The sequence below is a fragment of the Ancylobacter crimeensis genome, from assembly GCF_023016805.1.
Taxonomy (GTDB): Bacteria; Pseudomonadota; Alphaproteobacteria; order Rhizobiales; family Xanthobacteraceae; genus Ancylobacter; species Ancylobacter crimeensis.
In genome coordinates this window covers 1-18,214 of sequence record NZ_JALKCH010000019.1, presented here as the reverse complement: position 1 = coordinate 18,214, position 18,214 = coordinate 1, and the positions used below count along the sequence as shown (strand labels likewise).

Below are 18,214 nucleotides of genomic sequence, written 5' to 3'. Positions count from 1 at the left end.
AGAAGCTGCGCTTCGCCATCCGCGAAGGCGGCCGCACCGTCGGTGCAGGCGTCGTCGCCTCCATCATCGAGTGATCGCGAAGGCCTACGGCCTTCACATCGGCTCTGAAACAATCGAAGGAGCGCCTTGCAGGCGCTCCTTTTTGTTTGGCCAGGCCCCTGCGGCGCGATTCGTGACGAATCGCCGTCACGGTCTTCCCCGCGTCCCGCCGGGGATGCTGTGGAGGAGGGCGGTCGGTGCTGTTCGCGGCTCTTTACATCGGCGCGAGGGAACACTAGAGAGTGCCGGCCTGCTTCGCGGGCCGTAGGAGTGTAGCTCAACTGGTTAGAGCACCGGTCTCCAAAACCGGGGGTTGGGGGTTCGAGTCCCTCCACTCCTGCCACTCCCGCCTTCGGGCGGCTTGAGCGGCGGGACGGCGCAAGCCATTTTTCTCCGCAGGCCGGCTTCTTCCCTCGCAGCCTTTGACGTGGCGGATCAGGCAGGCTATACGCCGCGCGGCCTTGGGAGCCCCTTCCCGTCGGGCGGAATCTCCGTATCGACGGGAAAGTGCTCTATTTTCATTTGGGCCGGAGCCTCGTCGGATTGCAAAAGCCTTCCTTTTGCACGACATGCTCCGGGATGACAGGAAAGCGTGGGGGCTTCCCGCGCTATTGGGCGTTTCGAGACGAACATGGCGAAGACGAATCCGGTCGAGTTCTTTCAACAGGTCCGCACCGAAGCGCGGAAAGTGACCTGGCCGACCCGTCGCGAGACCCTGATCACGACGGCGATGGTCTTCGTCATGGTGATCGTCGCCTCCATCTTCTTTCTGGTCGCCGACCAGATCCTGAGCTTCGGCGTCGGCCAGCTCCTTCAGATCGGCCGGTGAGGGTAGCGACATGGCGAAGCGTTGGTACATCGTCCACGCCTACTCGAACTTCGAAAAGAAGGTCGCGGATTCGATCAAGGAGCAGGCCGGCCAGCGTGGCCTGACCGATCTGTTCGAACAGGTTCTCGTTCCCACCGAGAAGGTCGTCGAGGTGCGCCGTGGTCGCAAGGTCGACGCCGAGCGCAAGTTCTTCCCCGGCTATGTGCTGGTGAAGATGGACCTGACCGACGAAGCCTTCCACCTCATCAAGAACACCCCGAAGGTCACCGGCTTCCTCGGCGCCGACAACAAGCCGATGCCGATCGCCGAGAGCGAGGCCATGCGTATCCTGCAGCAGGTGCAGGAAGGCATCGAGCGGCCGAAGCCCTCCATCTCCTTCGAGGTGGGCGAGACCGTGAAGGTCTCCGACGGCCCCTTCGCCTCGTTCAACGGTATTGTCGAGGAAGTGGACGAAGCCCGCTCCCGCCTCAAGGTCGCGGTCTCCATCTTCGGTCGCGCCACTCCGGTGGAGCTGGAATTCGGCCAGGTCGAGAAGACCTGACTCTTCGCGAGACGTGCACCCCTTGTGTTTCGAAAGGCGTGGCTCCGGTCGCGCCTTTCGCGTTTTGCGGGCGTTAACGGGTTAACACCCGCGCCTGCGCGCGCCGTCCTATCCTTCTCCCGCCACTACAACAGCAGGCCGTTGCAACGGCACAGGGGAGGATATCAATGGCTGGCCAGCGCATCCTGATGATCGTCGGCGACTATGTTGAGGACTACGAGGTGATGGTGCCGTTCCAGGCGCTGCTCGCGGTCGGCCACACGGTCCATGCGGTCTGCCCGGACAAGCGGGCGGGCGACGCGGTCGCCACCGCGATCCATGATTTCGAGGGCGCCCAGACCTATTCGGAAAAGCGCGGGCACAATTTCGCGCTCAATGCGAGCTTCGCCGACATCGACCCCGCCCGCTACGACGCACTTGTGATTCCCGGCGGCCGGGCGCCGGAGTATCTGCGGCTCAACGCACGGGTGGTGGAGATCGTCCGCCACTTCTTCGCGGCGAACAAGCCGGTCGCCGCCATCTGCCACGGCGCTCAGCTCCTCGCCGGGGCGCGGGTTCTGGAAGGGCGCACCTGCTCGGCCTATCCCGCCTGCCGGGCCGAGGTCGAGCTTGCCGGCGGCACCTATGCCGACATCGCGATCGACGCCGCGGTGACCGACGGCAACCTCGTCAGCGCGCCCGCCTGGCCGGCGCATCCGGCGTGGATCGGGCAGTTCCTCGCGGTGCTCGGCACCACGATCAGCCACGCCACCCAGCGCCGGGCGGCGTGACGCTTTCGTCCGCTGGAAAGGCGGCCTAGGATGGCCGTCTTTCCATGCCGGGACGGCAGAGGTGCGCGCCATGTGCAAGCTCTTCATCGAGGCCGATGCGCGGCTGTGGCAGACGCGGCTGAAATCGGTGCGGCTCCATGGCTTTTCCACCAGCGTGCGGCTGGAGGAATTCTATTGGCGGGTGCTGGAGGAACTGGCGGGGCGCGACGGGCTCACGCTGAGCCAGCTGCTGGCGAAGCTCCATGAGGAGCTGACCTTCGCCCATGGCGAGGTCGAGAACTTCGCGTCTTTTCTGCGCGTGTGCTGCGGGCGCTATCTCGCGCTGCAACTGGCCGGCGAGGTGCCGCGCGACCTCGGCACGCCGATCGCGGCGCTGGATGCCGAGGCGATCCTCGCCCGCGAGGCGGCGCGCTCGCGCTCCGGGCAAGAGGGCAGGGTGGCGAAAGGCCGGGGTGACCCTCATATGGCGGAGGCCGGCGCGACAGCTTCCTGACCGGCGCATGGCTGTCATTCCCGCGTCACGCAATGCCGTGTGAGGGCTTCCCCCTGCGGCGATTCTGGTGTATGCGCCCGTTCCACACGAAATGCGGTCCTCCCGTCAGGGGCGTCGTCCGCCTTTCCGTGTCCCGCATCGCGGGAGGCGTGCCGGTTCGCCAGCCGGAACACTCGCGCCGTACCGCGACCCGAAACCACGTCGCCCGCGCCCGTGCAAGGGCGTGACGGCGTGATGTGTGCTGGTGGCCTTGGCAGTCCCCGGCGCAAGAGGAGCCTTTCATGGCGAAGAAGATCACCGGCTATGTGAAGCTGCAGGTGCCGGCCGGCTCGGCGAACCCCGCCCCGCCGATCGGTCCCGCGCTCGGCCAGCGCGGCCTGAACATCATGGAGTTCTGCAAGGCGTTCAACGCCCAGACCGCCCAGATGGAAAAGGGCATGCCGATCCCCGTCCTGATCACCGCGTATCAGGACCGTTCCTTCACCTTCGAGCTGAAGACCCCTCCGGTCTCCTACTTCCTCAAGAAGGCCGCCGGCCTCGCGACGAAGAAGAAGCCCGGCGCCGGTTCCAAGACGCCCGGCAAGGGCGGCTTCGTCGGCAAGGTCTCGCAGGCGCAGATGCGCGAGATCGCCCAGACGAAGATGAAGGACCTGAACTGCGACACCGTCGAGGCGGCCGTCCGCATGATCGAGGGCTCCGCCCGTTCCATGGGCCTTGAGGTGGTGGGCTGATGTCTAAGATTGCAAAGCGCGTTCGCGCCACCCGCGACGGTATCGACACCCTGAAGCTCTATGGCCTCGACGACGCGATCGGGCTGGTGAAGGACCGTGCCACCGCCAAGTTCGACGAGACCATCGAGGTCGCGATCAATCTCGGCGTCGATCCCCGTCACGCCGACCAGATGGTCCGTGGCGTCTGCCAACTGCCGAACGGCTCCGGCCGTACCGTGCGCGTGGCGGTGTTCGCCCGCGGCGCCAAGGCTGACGAGGCCAAGGCCGCCGGTGCCGACATCGTGGGTGCCGAGGACCTGCTCGAGACCGTCCAGGGCGGTACCATCGAGTTCGACCGCTGCATCGCGACCCCGGACATGATGCCGCTCGTCGGCCGCCTCGGTAAGGTGCTCGGCCCGCGCGGCCTGATGCCGAACCCCAAGGTCGGCACCGTGACGATGGACGTGAAGGGTGCCGTGGAAGCCGCCAAGGGCGGCGCCGTGGAGTTCCGCGTCGAGAAGGCCGGCATCATCCACGCCGGCGTGGGCAAGGCCTCGTTCCCGGCCGACAAGCTGGCCGAGAACATCCGCGCCTTCGCCGACGCGGTCGTTCGCGCCAAGCCGACCGGCGCCAAGGGCACCTATGTGCAGCGCATCGCGCTGTCCTCGACCATGGGTCCGGGCGTGAAGGTCGACACCTCTTCGGTGCTGACCGCCGTCTGACGACATGCGGCCGCGACCGGCCCGGATGGGCGGGTCGCGGCGGCGTGAACGCAGGCCTCTGGAATTGTCAAGCCTCCGATGCTATCTAGGGGCTGACAAGCTCCATGAAAACGTCTATACGCAGCAATTCGCTCCGACTCGTCGGGGCACGCTACGACATTCAGACTTTCGCCCGCTGACCCGGGCGAGGGGGCCGGTAGGGTTCGCCCTGCCGGCCTAGAGCATGTTCCGCAAGGACGTGCTCGACGCGTAGGGGTTCTTTCGCGTCGTTTCGCGGCTTCGGCCGGGAAATGGAAAGAGCTCCACATCCTGTCCGAGACTGCAGGTGCCGCGCGCCTCTTCGTAGGTGCAACGCCTAATCCCGCTCCGGGGCCTGCATAGACGGGTACGACCGCAGTGCATGGCCCGCCGTGAGGCGGACTTGAATTTCGGCTCGAACCAGCGCCTTGGCCGGATCTCGTTTCGGATCCAGGGGGACAGGATTTTCACCCGCCGTCCAGCCTTCGGGCAGGGCGGCAAGGCGCTAACCGGCGGAGGGGTTTCCCTTCGCCACCGGAGAGCAAGCAAAGTGGATCGCGCTCAAAAAGAAGAGCTCGTCACGACGCTCGCCGACGTGTTCAAGAGCACGCCGGTCGTCGTCGTGGCCCACTATTCCGGTCTCACCGTCGCTCAGATGTCCAAGCTGCGTCAGCAGATGAAGGCGAGCGGCGCGACCGTGAAGGTGGCCAAGAACCGCCTCGCGAAGATCGCTCTCGAAGGTTCGGACGTCGCGCATGTCGGTTCCCTGCTGAAGGGGCCGACCATCATCGCTTATTCGAGCGATCCTGTCGCGGCCCCGAAGGTTGCCGTCGAGTTTGCCAAGGCCAACGACAAGTTCGTGATCCTTGGCGGCGCGTTCGGCAAGCAGGCCCTGAATGTGGATGGTGTGAAGGCCCTGGCCACCATGCCGTCCCTCGATGAACTGCGTGCGAAGCTGGTCGGCCTCATCCAGGCCCCGGCCACGAAGATCGCCCAGCTCAGCACCGCGCCGGCAGCCAAGCTCGCCCGCGTGTTCGGGGCCTACGCCCGAGAGAACGAAGCCGCGTGAGGCTTCCCGGTTAAATCTGGTTCGAACCGAAATCCAAGGACTTAGATAAAATGGCTGATCTGTCGAAGCTCGTCGACGAGCTTTCCAACCTGACCGTTCTCGAGGCCGCCGAGCTCGCGAAGCTCCTCGAGGAGAAGTGGGGCGTCTCCGCCGCCGCCGCCGTGGCTGTGGCTGCTGCCCCGGGCGCTGCCGGCGCCGCCGCTCCGGCTGCCGAAGAGCAGACCGAGTTCACCGTTGTCCTGGCCGCGGCCGGCGACAAGAAGATCGAGGTCATCAAGGAAGTCCGCGCCATCACCGGCCTGGGCCTCAAGGAAGCCAAGGACCTCGTCGAAGGCGCTCCGAAGCCCGTCAAGGAAGGCGTGACCAAGGAAGAAGCAGAGAAGATCAAGGCCCAGATCGAGAAGGCTGGCGCCAAGGTCGAGCTTAAGTGAGCTGACGGTTTCGGGGCTGCCGGTCCGCCGGCAGCCCCAACCTCGCCGCAAGGCGGGTGCGGTTCACGGTGACCGCGAGACGTGCCTATCAGGAGGGCTGACGGCTCTCCCGGCGACCGGATCATCCGGTGCGGTCGCCCGGCGAGCCGTCAAAAGGCCGGAGCGCCGCCCACCGACATCCTTCGGGGTATCGGGAGCGGGTGGCGGATCGGTTCTCGGTGCGGTCCCAGGATCCAGCGGCGGATCGTGGGCACGCGGACGGATACTCGGACGGAGCGAGGAGCGACATGGCGCAGACGTTCACCGGTCGTAAGCGGGTCCGCAAGTTCTTCGGCAAGATCCAGGAAGTGGCCGAGATGCCGAACCTCATCGAGGTTCAGAAGGCATCCTATGACCAGTTCCTGCAGATCCAGGAGCCGACGGGCGGACGCGCGGACGACGGCATTCAGGCGGTTTTCAAATCGGTTTTCCCGATCTCGGATTTCGCGGGTGCCGCGATGCTCGAATTCGTGCGCTACGAATTCGAGCTGCCGAAGTACGACGTCGATGAGTGCCGGCAGCGCGGCATGACCTTCGCCGCGCCGCTGAAGGTGACGCTGCGCCTCATCGTGTTCGATGTCGATCCCGACACCGGCTCCAAGTCCGTCAAGGACATCAAGGAGCAGGACGTCTATATGGGCGACATCCCGCTGATGACCTCGAACGGTACGTTCATCGTGAACGGCACCGAGCGCGTCATCGTGTCCCAGATGCACCGCTCGCCCGGCGTGTTCTTCGACCACGACAAGGGCAAGACGCACTCCTCCGGCAAGCTGCTTTTCGCCGCGCGCATCATTCCCTATCGCGGTTCCTGGCTCGACATCGAGTTCGACGCCAAGGACATCGTCTATGCGCGCATCGACCGCCGCCGCAAGATCCCGGTGACGAGCCTGCTCTACGCCCTCGGTCTCGACGGCGAGGAGATCCTCAACACCTTCTACGACACCATCACCTTCACCCGCACGAAGGACGGCTGGCGCATGCCGTTCGATCCCAAGCGGATGAAGGGCTACAAGGCCGTGATCGACCTGGTCGACGCCGACACCGGCGAGATCGTGATCGAGGCCGGCAAGAAGGTGACCGTCCGCCAGGCGCGCCAGCTCGCCGAGAAGGGCCTCAAGGCCCTGCGCATCGGCGACGACGAGATGGTCGGCCAGTACATTGCCGAGGACCTCGTCAACCCGACCACGGGCGAGATCTATGTCGAGGCCGGTGACGAGATCACCGAGAAGATGCTGAAGCTTCTCGCCGACACCGGCTATGACGAGGTGCCGCTGCTCGACATCGACCACGTCAATGTCGGAGCCTATATCCGCAACACGCTGGCGATCGACAAGAACATGACGCGCGAGGACGCGCTGTTCGACATCTATCGCGTGATGCGTCCGGGCGAGCCGCCGACCCTCGACTCGGCGCAGGCGATGTTCCACTCGCTGTTCTTCGATTCCGAGCGCTACGACCTCTCCGCGGTCGGCCGCGTGAAGATGAACATGCGTCTCGACCTCGACGCCGAGGACACTGTGCGCGTGCTGCGTCGCGAGGACATCCTCGCGGTCATCAAGACGCTGGTGGAGCTGCGCGACGGCAAGGGCGAGATCGACGATATCGACCATCTCGGCAACCGGCGCGTGCGCTCGGTCGGCGAGTTGATGGAGAACCAGTACCGCGTCGGCCTGCTGCGCATGGAGCGCGCCATCAAGGAGCGCATGTCGTCCGTCGACATCGACACCGTGATGCCGCAGGACCTCATCAACGCGAAGCCGGTGGCGGCCGCGGTGCGCGAGTTCTTCGGCTCCTCGCAGCTCTCGCAGTTCATGGACCAGACCAACCCGCTCTCCGAGATCACGCACAAGCGTCGTCTCTCGGCGCTGGGCCCGGGCGGTCTGACCCGCGAGCGTGCCGGCTTCGAGGTGCGCGACGTGCACCCGACGCATTACGGCCGCATCTGCCCGATCGAGACGCCGGAAGGCCCGAACATCGGCCTCATCAACTCGCTGGCGACCTTCGCCCGCGTGAACAAGTACGGCTTCATCGAGGCGCCCTATCGCCGCGTGCGCGACAGTCAGGTGCAGGACGAGGTGGTCTATCTCTCCGCCATGGAGGAGGGGAAGTACTACGTCGCGCAGGCCAACATCCCGCTCGACGACCAGGGTCGCTTCACCGAGGACCTGGTTGTATGCCGCCATGCCGGCGACGTGCTGCTGGTGACGCCGGACCGCGTCGACTTCATGGACGTGTCGCCCAAGCAACTCGTCTCGGTCGCCGCGGCGCTGATCCCGTTCCTCGAGAACGACGACGCCAACCGCGCGCTGATGGGCTCCAACATGCAGCGCCAGGCGGTGCCGCTGGTCCGCGCCGACGCCCCCTTCGTGGGCACCGGCATGGAATCGGTGGTGGCGCGTGACTCGGGCGCGGCCATCGCGGCCCGCCGCACCGGCATCATCGACCAGGTGGATGCGACCCGTATCGTCATCCGCGCGACGGAAGACAACGACGCTTCGAAGTCGGGCGTCGATATCTACCGGCTGCAGAAGTTCCAGCGCTCCAACCAGTCGACCTGCATCAACCAGCGCCCGCTGGTCCAGGTGGGCGACCGGGTGAAGAAGGGCGACATCATCGCGGACGGTCCCTCGACCGACCTCGGTGACCTCGCGCTCGGCCGGAACATCCTCGTCGCGTTCATGCCGTGGAACGGCTACAATTTCGAGGACTCCATCCTCCTCTCCGAAAACATCTCGAAGGGCGATATCTTCACCTCGATCCACATCGAGGAATTCGAGGTGATGGCCCGCGACACCAAGCTCGGGCCGGAGGAAATCACGCGCGACATTCCGAACGTGTCGGAAGAGGCGCTGAAGAACCTCGACGAAGCCGGCATCGTCTATATCGGCGCGGAAGTGCAGGCGGGTGACATCCTCGTCGGCAAGATCACGCCGAAGGGCGAAAGCCCGATGACGCCGGAGGAGAAGCTGCTGCGCGCCATCTTCGGCGAGAAGGCGGCCGACGTGCGCGACACCTCGCTGCGCGTGCCCCCGGGCGTTACCGGCACCATCGTCGAGGTGCGGGTGTTCAACCGGCACGGCGTCGACAAGGACGAGCGCGCCCAGGCGATCGAGCGCGAGGAAATCGAGCGGCTCGCCAAGGACCGCGACGACGAGCAGGCGATCCTCGACCGCAACGTCTTCGGCCGTCTGGCCGAGATGCTCGACGGCAAGGTCGGCGCCGCCGGCCCGAAGGGCTTCAAGAAGGAGACGGCGATCACCCGCTCCGTGCTGGCGGAATATCCGCGCAGCCAGTGGTGGCAGTTCGCCGTGGCCGACGACCAGCTCATGAGCGAGCTGGAAGCCATGCGCAACCAGTACGACGAGTCCAAGAAGCGCCTCGAACAGCGCTTCCTCGACAAGGTCGAGAAGCTGCAGCGCGGCGACGAACTTCCGCCCGGCGTGATGAAGATGGTCAAGGTCTTCATCGCGGTGAAGCGCAAGATCCAGCCGGGCGACAAGATGGCCGGCCGGCACGGCAACAAGGGCGTGGTCTCGCGCATCGTCCCGGTCGAGGACATGCCGTTCCTTGAGGACGGCACCCCGGTCGACATGGTGCTCAACCCGCTCGGCGTGCCCTCGCGCATGAATGTCGGGCAGATCCTCGAAACCCATCTCGGCTGGGCCTGCGCCGGTCTCGGCAAGGTCATCGACCGGGCGATCGAGGCGTACAAGGCGACGCATGAAATTGCGCCGCTGAAGGACGCCTTCGGCAAGATCTACGGCCGCGACGAGACCGTCGCCTCGCTGGACGAGGACGGTCTCGTCGAACTCGGCACCAATCTCCGTCGTGGCGTTCCCATCGCCACGCCGGTGTTCGACGGCGCCCATGAGGCGGACATCGAGCACTTCCTGGAGATGGCCGGGCTCGACAAGTCGGCGCAGTCGAACCTGTTCGACGGCCGGACCGGCGAGCAGTTCGACCGCAAGGTCACGGTGGGCTACATCTACATGCTGAAGCTCCACCACCTGGTCGACGACAAGATCCATGCCCGTTCGATCGGCCCGTACTCGCTCGTGACCCAGCAGCCGCTGGGCGGCAAGGCGCAGTTCGGTGGCCAGCGCTTCGGCGAAATGGAGGTGTGGGCGCTCGAGGCGTATGGCGCGGCCTATACGCTGCAGGAGATGCTCACCGTGAAGTCGGACGACGTGGCCGGCCGCACGAAGGTCTACGAGGCCATCGTGCGCGGCGACGACAGCTTCGAGGCCGGTATTCCCGAGAGCTTCAACGTGCTCGTGAAGGAAATGCGCTCGCTGGGCCTGAACGTCGAGCTGATGAACTCCAAGACCCGGACCGCAGTGCCCGGCGCGGGCGAGAGCCTGCCGGCGGCCGAGTGATCCACCATCACCGAAAGGTGCGGATGCCCCGCGAGAGGCATCCGCACCTTACCGATTGCCTGAGTGTGACTTTTTCCAGTGATGCCGGCCCGTGGCGGCGGGTCCGGTGTCCGAGCCGAAGGAGACGGCGATGAATCAAGAGGTGATGAATCTCTTCAATCCGGCGGCTCCGGCGCCTACGTTCGATCAGATCAAGATCTCGATCGCGAGCCCGGAGAAGATCCAGTCCTGGTCCTTCGGCGAGATCAAGAAGCCCGAGACGATCAACTACCGGACCTTCAAGCCGGAGCGTGACGGCCTGTTCTGCGCGCGCATCTTCGGGCCGATCAAGGACTACGAGTGCTTGTGCGGCAAGTACAAGCGCATGAAGTACAAGGGCATCATCTGCGAGAAGTGCGGCGTCGAGGTCACCCTCTCGCGCGTGCGCCGCGAGCGCATGGGCCACATCGAGCTGGCCGCCCCGGTCGCGCATATCTGGTTCCTGAAGTCGCTCCCGAGCCGCATCGGCCTGCTGCTCGATATGACGCTCAAGGACCTCGAGCGCATTCTTTACTTCGAATATTACTGCGTCATCGAGCCGGGCCTCACCCCGCTGAAGGAGCGTCAGCTTCTTTCGGAGGAGGACTATCTGCGTGCGCAGGAAGAGTATGGCGAAGACAGCTTCACTGCGCTGATCGGCGCCGAGGCGATCCGCGAGATCCTGCGCGCCATGGATCTGGAGCAGATCGCGGCGAACCTGCGCAAGGAGATCGCCGAGGCGACCACCGAGCTGAAGCCGAAGAAGCTCGCCAAGCGCCTGAAGATCGTGGAGGCCTTCCAGCAGTCCGGCAACAAGCCGGAATGGATGATCCTGACCCACGTCCCGGTCATCCCGCCGGACCTGCGTCCGCTGGTGCCGCTGGACGGCGGCCGCTTCGCGACCTCCGACCTGAACGATCTGTACCGCCGCGTCATCAACCGCAACAACCGCCTGAAGCGGCTGATCGAGCTGAAAGCGCCGGACATCATCATCCGCAACGAGAAGCGCATGCTTCAGGAGGCGGTCGATGCGCTGTTCGACAACGGCCGCCGCGGCCGCGTCATCACGGGTGCCAACAAGCGCCCGCTGAAGTCGCTCGCCGACATGCTGAAGGGCAAGCAGGGCCGGTTCCGCCAGAACCTGCTCGGTAAGCGCGTCGACTATTCCGGCCGTTCGGTGATCGTGGTCGGTCCCGAGCTGAAGCTGCACCAGTGCGGCCTGCCGAAGAAGATGGCGCTGGAGCTGTTCAAGCCCTTCATCTATTCGCGCCTCGACGCGAAGGGCCTGTCCGCGACCGTGAAGCAGGCGAAGAAGCTGGTCGAGAAGGAGCGTCCCGAGGTGTGGGACATTCTCGACGAGGTGATCCGCGAACACCCGGTGATGCTGAACCGTGCGCCGACGCTGCACCGTCTCGGCATCCAGGCCTTCGAGCCGACCCTGATCGAAGGCAAGGCAATCCAGCTTCATCCGCTGGTCTGCTCGGCCTTCAACGCGGACTTCGACGGCGACCAGATGGCGGTGCACGTGCCGCTGTCCATCGAGGCGCAGCTCGAAGCGCGCGTCCTGATGATGTCGACCAACAACATCCTGCACCCGGCGAACGGTGCGCCCATCATCGTGCCCTCGCAGGACATCGTGCTGGGCCTCTATTATCTCACCATGATGCGCGACGGTGAGCCCGGCGAGGGCATGGCGTTCGCCAATATGGGTGAGATCGACCACGCGCTCGCCGCCAAGGTCATCACCCTGCACACCAAGGTGAAGGGCCGTTACATCGGGGTCGACGAGGAGGGTAACACCGTCTCGAAGATCTACGAGACTACGCCCGGCCGCATGAAGCTCGGCGAATTGCTGCCGAAGACCGCTAAGACCCCCTTCGACGTCGTCAACAAGCTGATGACGAAGAAGGAGATCTCGAACATGATCGATACCGTCTACCGCCATTGCGGTCAGAAGGAGACGGTCATCTTCTGCGATCGCATCATGACGCTCGGCTTCTCCAACGCGTTCCGCGCGGGCATCTCCTTCGGCAAGGACGACATGGTCGTGCCGGCGAAGAAGTGGGAGCTGGTGGAAGAGACCCGTACCCTGACCAAGGAGTACGAGCAGCAGTACAATGACGGCCTGATCACCCAGGGCGAGAAGTACAACAAGGTCGTCGATGCGTGGGGCAAGTGCACCGATCGCATCGCCGAGGAGATGATGCGCGAGATTTCCGCGGTCCGTAAGGATCCGGAGACCGGGCGTACCAAGCAGATCAACTCGATCTACATGATGTCCCACTCGGGGGCGCGCGGTTCGCCGGCGCAGATGCGCCAGCTTGCCGCCATGCGCGGCCTGATGGCCAAGCCCTCGGGCGAGATCATCGAGAGCCCGATCATCTCGAACTTCAAGGAAGGCCTGTCGGTTCTGGAGTACTTCAACTCCACGCACGGCGCCCGCAAGGGCCTCGCCGACACTGCCTTGAAGACCGCGAATTCGGGTTACCTCACCCGTCGTCTCGTCGACGTGGCGCAGGACAGCATCATCACCACCGTTGATTGCGGCAGCACCAACGGCATCAAGATGCGGGCGATCGTCGATGCCGGCCAGATCGTGGCCTCGCTCGGCTCGCGTGTTCTCGGCCGTACCGCGGCGGAGGACATCATCGAGCCGGCGACGGGCAACGTCATCGTGCCGGTTGGGCGGATGATCGAGGAAGCCGACGTCGAGCGCATCTCGAAGTCCGGCATCCAGGAGATCAAGATCCGCTCGGTGCTGACCTGCGAGGCCAAGAACGGCGTCTGCGGCACCTGCTACGGCCGCGATCTGGCGCGTGGCACGCCGGTGAACATGGGCGAGGCTGTCGGCGTCATCGCCGCGCAGTCGATCGGCGAGCCGGGTACCCAGCTCACCATGCGCACCTTCCACATCGGCGGCGCGGCGACCCTGGCGGACTCGTCCTTCATGGAGTCGAGCTTCGAGGGCACCGTCCGCATCCGCAACCGCAACGTGGCGCGGAACTCGGATGGCGATCTCGTCGCGATGAGCCGCAACCTCTCCGTGGTGATCGTCGATCACGACGGGTCGGAGCGCGCGGTGCACCGCATCCAGTTCGGCGCCAAGCTGAAGGTGGATGAGGGCGACACCATCAAGCGCGGCCAGCGCATCGCGGAGTGGGACCCCTATACCCGCCCGATCCTCACCGAGGTCGACGGCACTGTCGGCTTCGAGGATCTGGTCGAGGGCGCGTCCATGAACGAGTCGGTCGACGAATCGACCGGCATCGCCAAGCGCGTCGTCACCGACTGGCGGACGGGTCGCGGCGCCGAGCTGCGTCCGGCGATCGTCGTCCGCGGGCCGGACGGCAAGCCGGCGAAGCTCGCCCGTGGCGGCGAAGCCCGCTATGCGCTTCCGGTGGAGGCCATTCTTTCGGTCGATCCGGGTTCAACGACCAAGGCAGGCGACGCTCTTGCCCGTGTGCCGATGGAAAGCGCCAAGACCCGCGACATCACCGGCGGTCTGCCGCGGGTGGCGGAGCTGTTCGAGGCGCGGCGGCCGAAGGATGCGGCGATCATCGCCGAGATCGCCGGCACCATCCGCTTCGGCAAGGACTACAAGAACAAGCGCCGCATCACGATCGAGCCGCAGGATTCCAACGACGACCAGGTCGAGTACCTGATCCCGAAGGGCAAGCACATCCACCTGCAGGATGGCGACCTCGTCGAGAAGGGCGACTTCATCGTCGACGGCAACCCGGCGCCGCACGACATCCTGGCCGTCAAGGGCGTCGAGGAACTCGCCGCCTATCTGGTGAACGAGATCCAGGAGGTCTATCGGCTCCAGGGCGTGCTCATCAACGACAAGCACATCGAGGTGATCGTTCGCCAGATGCTGCAGAAGGTCGAGATCGACGAGGCCGGCGACAGCGAGCTGCTCACCAATGAGCAGGTCGACGTCTCCGAACTCGACGAGATCAACGAGAAGCTGATCGCGGAGGGCAAGAAGCCCGCAAGCGGCCATCCGGTTCTGCTCGGCATCACCAAGGCGAGCCTGCAGACACGTTCCTTCATCTCGGCGGCCTCCTTCCAGGAGACCACCCGGGTGCTCACGGAAGCTGCGGTCAACGGCAAGGCCGACGACCTCGGCGGCCTCAAGGAGAACGTCATTGTCGGCCGGCTTATCCCGGCGGGCACCGGCGCCCAGATGGCGAAGCTGCGCGTGACCGCGACGACCCGCGACGACCTGATCCTCGCGCAGGAGCAGGAAGTGGCCGGTTCGGTCCCGGCCATCGAAGGCCCCGCCGCGGCGGAGTGAGGGCAGGCGGGTTCGGCCCGCCGCTCGGAGAACAGGGAAGGGCTGTCCGAAAGGGCGGCCCTTTTCTTTTGCGCGAGCTGGAAGCGGAGCTCCCGGGCACGCGGCGCATGGCGAACGCGATTCGGCTCTCCCGCGCGAGGCGGAGAGAGACGAATCGTTCACATTGCCGGCAAAATGACGGGGGAATCGGCGGGGCGAATCTTCCCTCCCCGCGCCCGAGCTGTTATCGAATCGCGCGTCTTCCGGGAAAAGTCAGGCGCAGGTTCCGTTTGCGGCACCCGCCAGTATCTGAAATGCGCTTTTGGCCACTGATATTGGTACCTCGACCGCATGGCCGGCCCGGATAGCCGCGCCTCGTCCCCTATTTTCGGCTGGAACCGTTACAGGGGTTGACTCCGCAAGGGGAGCCGCGTAGAAGGCCCGGACTTTCGCGGCACGCAGTCAACGTTGATGTGTCCAGGCGCCTAGCCAGGACCCAGAACGCTGAAACGGTGCCGGAACTACGCAAGACCCATTGCAGGCGCAAGATCGCGATGTTCGGAACTCCGTGTTCCGGGGCGTGATCCTCTGAATGTGCAGCGCCCTCGGCCGGGTTCAGGCCGGCGGCGCTTCTTTCGTTCGCAGGCATTGCTCTCGGTCTTTCGTCATACGGGTTCGGCCCGAAGTTCCGATGACGGCGAGAGGGGATGCGGTTGCGGCCGCGGAAAACAGGTTTGCGCAGGCTCAGCCCTGCTGCACCAGAGACGAAGGCGAGACGAAGTGCCGACGATCAACCAGCTGATCCGCAAGCCGCGGGAAGCCCAGAAGGCCCGGAACAAGGTTCCGGCGCTGCAGGCCAGCCCGCAGAAGCGTGGTGTTTGCACCCGCGTTTACACCACGACCCCGAAGAAGCCGAACTCGGCTCTTCGTAAGGTCGCCAAGGTGCGTCTGACCAACGGTTACGAGGTCATCGGTTATATTCCGGGTGAGGGGCATAACCTTCAGGAGCACTCCGTGGTGATGATCCGCGGCGGCCGTGTGAAGGACCTTCCGGGCGTGCGCTACCACATTCTGCGTGGCGTGCTCGACACCCAGGGCGTCAAGAACCGCAAGCAGCGCCGTTCGAAGTACGGCGCGAAGCGGCCGAAGTGAGGATCTGAACGATGTCCCGTCGTCACCGCGCAGAGCGTCGCGAAGTCACTCCCGATCCGAAGTTCGGGTCCGAGGTCCTGAGCCGCTTCATGAACGCCGTCATGTATGACGGCAAGAAGTCGGTTGCCGAGGCGATCGTCTATGGTGCCCTCGATCTGGTCGAGGGTCGCGCCAAGGCCGAGCCGCTCGGCGTCTTCACCCAGGCGCTGGACAATGTCTCTCCGGCCATCGAGGTGCGTTCCCGCCGCGTCGGCGGCGCCACCTACCAGGTGCCGGTTGAGGTTCGTCCGGAGCGTCGCCAGGCTCTGGCGATCCGCTGGCTGATCACTGCTGCCCGCGCCCGCAACGAGAAGACCATGGTGGAGCGCCTGTCGGGCGAGCTGCTGGACGCTTCCAACAACCGCGGCACCGCGGTGAAGAAGCGTGAAGACACCCATCGTATGGCGGAGGCGAACCGCGCCTTCTCTCACTACCGCTGGTGATGACGAGAGCCGGGACGAGGAACTGACATGTCGCGCACGCATGCCATCGAGGACTACCGCAATTTCGGCATCATGGCCCACATTGATGCTGGCAAGACCACCACGACCGAGCGGATCCTCTATTACACGGGCAAGAGCCACAAGATCGGCGAAGTGCATGATGGCGCTGCCACCATGGACTGGATGACCCAGGAGCAGGAGCGCGGCATCACGATCACGTCCGCCGCGACGACCGCTTTCTGGCATGGCAAGCGCCTGAACATCATCGACACGCCCGGCCACGTCGACTTCACCATCGAGGTGGAGCGTTCGCTCCGCGTGCTCGACGGCGCGGTATGCGTGCTCGACGGCAACCAGGGCGTCGAGCCCCAGACCGAAACCGTCTGGCGCCAAGCCGACAAGTACAACGTGCCGCGCATCGTGTTCGTCAACAAGATGGACAAGATCGGTGCGGACTTCTACCGCTGCGTCGACATGATCGTGGATCGCGTCGCCGGCAATCCAGTCTGCTGCCAGCTGCCGATCGGTTCCGAGTCTAACTTCAAGGGCATCATCGACCTCGTTCGCATGAAGGCGGTCGTTTGGGACAATGAAGAGCTCGGCGCGAAGTATCACGACGAGGAGATCCCGGCCGATCTCGCCGAGAAGGCTGTCGAATATCGCGGCAAGCTGATCGAGGCGGCGGTCGAGCTCGACGACGATGCCCTGACCAACTACCTCGAAGGCGTCGAGCCGGACGAGGAGACCCTGAAGAAGCTGATCCGCAAGGCCGTCATCGGCCGCGTGTTCAACCCGGTCTTCTGCGGTTCGGCCTTCAAGAACAAGGGCGTCCAGCCGCTCCTCGACGCGGTTTGCGACTACCTGCCGTCCCCGATCGATCGCGGCGCGATCAAGGGCATCGACTTCAACACCGAGGAAGAGACCGATCGCAAGCCGTCGGACTCCGAGCCGCTGTCCGTCCTTGCCTTCAAGATCATGGACGACCCGTTCGTCGGCACCATCACCTTCTGCCGCATTTACTCGGGCAAGCTCGAGACCGGCATGGGTCTGTTGAACTCCACGCGTGACAAGCGCGAGCGCGTCGGGCGCATGCTGCTCATGCATGCGAACAACCGCGAGGACATCAAGGAAGCCTATGCGGGCGACATCGTCGCTCTCGCGGGCCTCAAGGAAGTCCGCACGGGTGACACGCTCTGCGATCCGGCCAAGCCCGTGATCCTGGAGAAGATGGAGTTCCCCGAGCCGGTCATCGAGATCGCGATCGAGCCGAAGTCCAAGGCCGATCAGGAGAAGCTGGGCCTCGCCCTCGCCAAGCTGGCGGCGGAAGATCCCTCGTTCCGCGTGTCGACCGATCACGAGAGCGGCCAGACCATCCTCAAGGGGATGGGTGAACTGCACCTCGACATCAAGGTCGACATCCTGAAGCGCACCTACAAGGTCGATGCCAATATCGGTGCTCCGCAGGTTGCGTATCGCGAGACGATCACCCGCAAGACCGAGGTGGACTACACCCACAAGAAGCAGACCGGTGGTACCGGCCAGTTCGCGCGGGTGAAGTTCGTGGTCGAGCCGAACGAAGTGGGCAAGGGCTTCAGCTTCGAGAGCAAGATCATCGGCGGCGCGGTGCCCAAGGAATACATCCCGGGCGTCAACAAGGGCCTCGAGAGCGTGCTCGGTTCGGGCGTGCTCGCCGGCTTCCCGGTGGTGGACGTGAAGGTCGAGCTCATCGACGGCGCCTACCATGAAGTCGACTCGTCGGCTCTGGCCTTCGAAATCGCGTCTCGCGCGGCGTTCCGTGAAGCCCTCCAGAAGGGTGGCGCTGTGCTCCTCGAGCCGATCATGAAGGTCGAGGTCGTCACCCCGGAAGACTACACCGGCTCGGTCATCGGCGACCTCAATTCCCGCCGCGGCCAGATCCAGGGCCAGGATATGCGTGGCAACGCGAACGTCATCAACGCGATGGTGCCGCTGGCCAACATGTTCGGCTACGTCAACACGCTGCGCTCGTTCTCGCAGGGCCGCGCAACGTTCACCATGCAGTTCGACCACTACGAGCAGGTGCCGTCGAACGTCGCGCAGGAGGTTCAGGCTAAGTACGCGTGAGCGTCGGCCTGAACATCTGAGCGATACGTCAAGCAACATTCGACTACTGACCGACGGAGAGCACCGTGGCCAAAGAGAAATTCAACCGTTCGAAGCCGCACTGCAACATTGGCACGATTGGCCATGTTGACCATGGGAAGACG

General features: G+C 64.8%; 14 protein-coding genes and 1 tRNA gene. All 15 read left to right on the top strand.

Annotated features, from left to right (window positions below; genetic code table 11):
- Positions 1 to 74 (top strand): EF-Tu C-terminal domain-related protein (locus tag MWN34_RS19365; RefSeq protein ID WP_139285976.1); only part of this gene is annotated, 74 nt, incomplete at its 5' end.
- A gap of 231 nt (positions 75 to 305) precedes the next feature.
- Positions 306 to 382, top strand: a tRNA-Trp gene (locus MWN34_RS19360).
- Between the two features lie 288 nt (positions 383 to 670).
- On the top strand, positions 671 to 868 hold the full coding sequence (secE, locus tag MWN34_RS19355; RefSeq protein ID WP_247030959.1) for a preprotein translocase subunit SecE: 198 nt from the start codon (positions 671 to 673) through the stop codon (positions 866 to 868).
- Positions 869 to 878: 10 nt separating this feature from the next.
- On the top strand, positions 879 to 1,409 hold the full coding sequence (gene nusG, locus MWN34_RS19350) for a transcription termination/antitermination protein NusG (RefSeq protein WP_247030958.1): 531 nt from the start codon (positions 879 to 881) through the stop codon (positions 1,407 to 1,409).
- Between the two features lie 167 nt (positions 1,410 to 1,576).
- Positions 1,577 to 2,179: a DJ-1/PfpI family protein gene (locus MWN34_RS19345; protein ID WP_247030957.1), complete on the top strand. Its 603-nt coding sequence runs from the start codon at positions 1,577 to 1,579 to the stop codon at positions 2,177 to 2,179.
- A gap of 70 nt (positions 2,180 to 2,249) precedes the next feature.
- A complete protein-coding gene (locus MWN34_RS19340) occupies positions 2,250 to 2,672 on the top strand; it encodes a ribbon-helix-helix domain-containing protein (protein WP_247030956.1) in 423 nt (140 codons plus the stop codon).
- 281 nt (positions 2,673 to 2,953) lie between these two features.
- On the top strand, positions 2,954 to 3,403 hold the full coding sequence (gene rplK, locus MWN34_RS19335) for a 50S ribosomal protein L11 (protein ID WP_247030955.1): 450 nt from the start codon (positions 2,954 to 2,956) through the stop codon (positions 3,401 to 3,403).
- Positions 3,403 to 4,104, top strand: a complete 702-nt coding sequence (gene rplA, locus MWN34_RS19330; protein WP_247030954.1) for a 50S ribosomal protein L1 — start codon at positions 3,403 to 3,405, stop codon at positions 4,102 to 4,104. The genes rplK and rplA overlap by 1 nt, the downstream gene beginning before the upstream one ends.
- 568 nt (positions 4,105 to 4,672) lie before the next feature.
- The gene (gene rplJ, locus MWN34_RS19325; protein ID WP_247030960.1) at positions 4,673 to 5,191 is read left to right on the top strand and encodes a 50S ribosomal protein L10; all 519 of its coding nucleotides are present in this window, start codon (positions 4,673 to 4,675) and stop codon (positions 5,189 to 5,191) included.
- A gap of 50 nt (positions 5,192 to 5,241) precedes the next feature.
- Positions 5,242 to 5,622 carry a 50S ribosomal protein L7/L12 gene (rplL, locus tag MWN34_RS19320; protein WP_247030953.1) on the top strand — a complete coding sequence of 127 codons (381 nt, stop codon included), beginning with the start codon at positions 5,242 to 5,244 and terminating at the stop codon, positions 5,620 to 5,622.
- 287 nt (positions 5,623 to 5,909) lie between these two features.
- Entirely contained in the window at positions 5,910 to 10,040 is a 4,131-nt protein-coding gene (gene rpoB / locus MWN34_RS19315) for a DNA-directed RNA polymerase subunit beta (protein ID WP_247030952.1), read from the top strand.
- Between the two features lie 130 nt (positions 10,041 to 10,170).
- Entirely contained in the window at positions 10,171 to 14,355 is a 4,185-nt protein-coding gene (gene rpoC, locus MWN34_RS19310) for a DNA-directed RNA polymerase subunit beta' (RefSeq protein WP_247030951.1), read from the top strand.
- Positions 14,356 to 15,114: 759 nt separating this feature from the next.
- Positions 15,115 to 15,486: a 30S ribosomal protein S12 gene (rpsL, locus tag MWN34_RS19305; protein WP_018390597.1), complete on the top strand. Its 372-nt coding sequence runs from the start codon at positions 15,115 to 15,117 to the stop codon at positions 15,484 to 15,486.
- An 11-nt stretch (positions 15,487 to 15,497) separates the two neighbouring features.
- Positions 15,498 to 15,968 (top strand): 30S ribosomal protein S7, encoded by a 471-nt coding sequence (gene rpsG, locus MWN34_RS19300; RefSeq protein WP_247030950.1) that lies wholly within the window; start codon positions 15,498 to 15,500, stop codon positions 15,966 to 15,968.
- 27 nt (positions 15,969 to 15,995) lie between these two features.
- Positions 15,996 to 18,071 (top strand): elongation factor G, encoded by a 2,076-nt coding sequence (gene fusA, locus MWN34_RS19295; RefSeq protein ID WP_247030949.1) that lies wholly within the window; start codon positions 15,996 to 15,998, stop codon positions 18,069 to 18,071.
- The last annotated feature ends 143 nt before the right edge of the window (positions 18,072 to 18,214 follow it).

Bases quoted from the DNA above. Each gene is read 5' to 3' on its own strand.
- secE (WP_247030959.1), top strand. From the start codon at position 671: ATGGCGAAGACGAATCCGGTCGAGTTCTTTCAACAGGTCCGCACCGAA.
- nusG (WP_247030958.1), top strand. From the start codon at position 879: ATGGCGAAGCGTTGGTACATCGTCCACGCCTACTCGAACTTCGAAAAG.
- MWN34_RS19345 (WP_247030957.1), top strand. From the start codon at position 1,577: ATGGCTGGCCAGCGCATCCTGATGATCGTCGGCGACTATGTTGAGGAC.
- MWN34_RS19340 (WP_247030956.1), top strand. From the start codon at position 2,250: ATGTGCAAGCTCTTCATCGAGGCCGATGCGCGGCTGTGGCAGACGCGG.
- rplK (WP_247030955.1), top strand. From the start codon at position 2,954: ATGGCGAAGAAGATCACCGGCTATGTGAAGCTGCAGGTGCCGGCCGGC.
- rplA (WP_247030954.1), top strand. From the start codon at position 3,403: ATGTCTAAGATTGCAAAGCGCGTTCGCGCCACCCGCGACGGTATCGAC.
- rplL (WP_247030953.1), top strand. From the start codon at position 5,242: ATGGCTGATCTGTCGAAGCTCGTCGACGAGCTTTCCAACCTGACCGTT.
- rpoB (WP_247030952.1), top strand. From the start codon at position 5,910: ATGGCGCAGACGTTCACCGGTCGTAAGCGGGTCCGCAAGTTCTTCGGC.
- rpoC (WP_247030951.1), top strand. From the start codon at position 10,171: ATGAATCAAGAGGTGATGAATCTCTTCAATCCGGCGGCTCCGGCGCCT.
- rpsG (WP_247030950.1), top strand. From the start codon at position 15,498: ATGTCCCGTCGTCACCGCGCAGAGCGTCGCGAAGTCACTCCCGATCCG.
- fusA (WP_247030949.1), top strand. From the start codon at position 15,996: ATGTCGCGCACGCATGCCATCGAGGACTACCGCAATTTCGGCATCATG.